This is a genomic window from Clostridium sp. KLE 1755, assembly GCF_000466465.2.
GTDB classification, from domain to species: domain Bacteria; phylum Bacillota; class Clostridia; order Lachnospirales; family Lachnospiraceae; genus Eisenbergiella; species Eisenbergiella porci.
On sequence record NZ_KE992652.1, the window covers coordinates 1 to 2,665 of the forward strand.

Consider the following 2,665-nt stretch of genomic DNA (forward strand, 5'->3'; position numbering starts at 1 on the left):
ATAAAACTGGCTTAATCAGCAGGCACTAATAAGAGGTTTTAGAAGCAGTTGCTTTGTCAGATTGGATAAAAAAAGGATTTAAGGATGGGGGAAGATTAATAGAAAGAAATATAGAAAATAATATAAAATACTCTCCAAAGTAATTGTTTATAAACATTTTATAGATATAGATATAGTTATTGTTTCATTTATTATTTTTTGATATACTATAAACGGTGCTACCCTACACGGTAGGCGGTTGCCCTCTTACGGAGGGAAAAGGATGCCAGCATCCTTTGTGACCCTCTGATTACATAGAAACCTGTTTTCAGGAATATGATACGAAAGAGGGAATGGATAATGAGCGACTTTGAACTGTTATCGCTGGTGTTAATGATTCTTGCAATCATTATTCCGCTATTGATAGCTTACATAGAAGCAAAGAAATAACCGCCGTGTCCCTAACAAAGATTGGCGGTTATTTCAGCTAAAATTTTAATGGGGCAACCGTCTATCGGTAGCACCTTTTATGTAAATATATTAACACTTTTATCGCTTTTCTGCAAGATCTTTTCTGCTATTAAAGAATTCTTGTGTGACAGTTCAGGCAGGTTTGCGCATTTACTGCGCAAACCGTGAGAAAACGTGGTGACAGCAGGCATCCGCCCCTCGCCGAAGGCGACTTATCATGGGCGGATGCAGTAACAGTTCGGCCGAAGACTGAACTGTTACATTCTTGTAATCATAATTCCACTTTTGATAGCTTACATAGAAGCAAAGAAATAACAACCACGTCCCTGAGAAAGATTGGAGGTTATTTCTAGTCAAATTCAATGAATGGGACAACTGTCTATAGGTAGCACCTTCTATATCATTATGATAGCACTATTCACGTTGATTTGCAATATATCATAAAAAATACTTCAATATTTAAAATAATTTAATTTATTATTTTCTGCCTTTATCTACTATTAATCACTTGAAAAATATCACCGCAACGCGTATGATAAAGATCCCCCGAAATAAAGTAAACCTTCTAAATCATCCCCATCAAAAGGAGTACCATCATGAAAAAATACATTACGGTGTTCCGCATCCGTTTTATCAACAGTCTGCAGTACCGGGCCGCTGCGTTTGGAGAAATTCTGAAAAGCTTCGCATGGGCATTTATGGAAATCCTGGCATATACCGCCCTTTACCGCACTGCGGGAAATGCCTTTCCAATGGAGTTTTCGCAGACCGTATCCTATGTTTGGATGCAGCAGATATTATTTCTCATGTATTCAGTGGTGTTTGGTGATGAGGAAATTTATACGGCTATCGGTAGCGGTTCCATAGCCTATGAGCTTGTGCGCCCCATGGGGCTGTACGGCCGCTGGTTTTCCCAGTCCGCGGCGAACCGGGTGGCGTTTATGTCTGTGAACAGCCTGCCGGTATTGTTTATTGCGGCGCTTCTTCCCAAGCCATACAGGATGGTTTTGCCGCAGAATCTGATGCAGCTCCTTCTTTTCCTCATATCCGCGGTTATTGCCCTGGGTGTTGTGGTAGCCTTTGCCATGCTGATGTATGTTTCGCTTTTTTACATAGTATCGCAGAGAGGGATAAAAATCATAGTGACGGCGATCACCACATTTTTGTCTGGTGGCGTGATACCGCTCCCATTTTTTCCGGATCAGGTACTGACTGTGGTGAGGGTACTTCCCTTTGCGGCGATGCAGAATATGCCGCTGCAGATATTCTGCGGAAAGCTGACCGGTATGGATGCCATGCAGGGTGTCTTTTTCCAGCTATTCTGGCTGGCTGCCCTGGTTTTAACCGGACAGCTTTTTATGAGGGCGTCTCTTAAAAAAGTTGTGGTACAGGGAGGGTGAGAAGTATGAAGCTTTATATGAATTTGGTGGCAATGAATCTGAAAAGCCAGATGCAGTACCGGGTTTCTTTTCTGCTGACAACATTGGGGCAGTTTATTACGGCCTTCACTTCCTTTTTCGGGCTGTATTTTATTTTCTCCAGAGTAAATGCTATTGATGATTTTAACTATAATCAGGTATTACTGTGCTTTGCCGTAGTAATGATGGCTTTTGCCATTGGAGAAATGTTCGGCGGCGGCCTGGCCGTATTTCCAAGAATTATGGGAAACGGTGAATTTGACCGCGCCCTCGTCCGCCCAAGAAACATTATTCTGCAGATACTGGTTCCCAATATGGATTTCACACGTCTCGGCTTGCTGATCCAGGCTGTAATTGTGCTGTGCTACGCGGTTCCGGGAAGCGGTATTCTCTGGGACTGGAAAAAAATCGTAACCCTCTTTCTCATGATACTTTGCGGAAGCATATTATTTTTCAGCCTTTTTCTTCTGAAGGCCACATTTACTTTTTTTACAATTCAGAATCTCAATTTTATGAATATATTCACCTACGGAGCGCGTGAGTTTGGAAAATATCCCTTTTCCGTCTATGGCAGCGGTATTCTTAAGGTTCTGACCTTTGTGATTCCTCTGGCGCTTTTTCAGTATTATCCGCTTCTTTATCTGATGGACAGGAAGAAGAGTCCGGTTTATATGTTAATGCCCGTAATATCCCTTCTTTTTCTTCTTCCCTGTTATATTTTCTTCCGGATCGGCCTGAAACATTATAAATCCACAGGTTCATAATTTGGTAACAGTTCAGGCAGGTTTGCGCATTCA

Annotated in this window: 2 protein-coding genes; both read left to right on the top strand. The window is 41.8% G+C overall.

Annotated features, from left to right (window positions below):
* Positions 1-1,046 precede the first annotated feature (1,046 nt).
* On the top strand, positions 1,047-1,850 hold the full coding sequence (locus HMPREF1548_RS01930) for an ABC transporter permease (protein ID WP_021633994.1): 804 nt from the start codon (positions 1,047-1,049) through the stop codon (positions 1,848-1,850).
* 5 nt (positions 1,851-1,855) lie between these two features.
* A complete protein-coding gene (locus HMPREF1548_RS01935; protein WP_021633995.1) occupies positions 1,856-2,632 on the top strand; it encodes an ABC transporter permease in 777 nt (258 codons plus the stop codon).
* Positions 2,633-2,665: the final 33 nt, after the last annotated feature.

Excerpts from the sequence above, each read along its gene's own strand:
- HMPREF1548_RS01930 (WP_021633994.1), top strand. The coding sequence starts at position 1,047 with ATGAAAAAATACATTACGGTGTTCCGCATCCGTTTTATCAACAGTCTG.
- HMPREF1548_RS01935 (WP_021633995.1), top strand. The coding sequence starts at position 1,856 with ATGAAGCTTTATATGAATTTGGTGGCAATGAATCTGAAAAGCCAGATG.